At 59.2% G+C, this 311-nt stretch carries 1 protein-coding gene; it reads left to right on the top strand.

Features of this window, described 5'->3' with window-relative positions; genetic code table 11:
• The coding region (locus AAEZ06_RS26975) for an immunoglobulin-like domain-containing protein (protein ID WP_350617128.1) at nt 1–311 on the top strand (311 nt) is incomplete at both ends.

Here is a 311-nt window from a genome sequence, read left to right as displayed (position 1 = left end):
CCAACCGATGACGTCTTCAAAGACGAAAGCACTGTCTCGGCCACCATTAAGCCAGACGGCATCGTCGGCGGTAGCTTCGAGAAACTGGAAATCGTCGGCGGCGCTGCGGACACCCTCGTCAAAGACACCATCGACGAAGTGACCGTTTCTCTCCACGCCACTCCAAGCATCGGCGAAGGCGGCGAGATCACCTACACCGCTTCTTTGCTGGGCAAAGACGGCAAGCCGGTCCTCAACCTCGGCTCCGACCTGGTCGTAAAACTGGCCAACGGCGAAACCATCACCATCGCCAACAACGCTTCGTCGGGCAC

Origin of the sequence: Pseudomonas sp. HY7a-MNA-CIBAN-0227, assembly GCF_040310325.1 — a bacterium.
Lineage (GTDB): Bacteria > Pseudomonadota > Gammaproteobacteria > Pseudomonadales > Pseudomonadaceae > Aquipseudomonas.
Note: the sequence above shows the minus strand (reverse complement) of the source record. Positions and strands in the feature narration are given on the sequence as shown.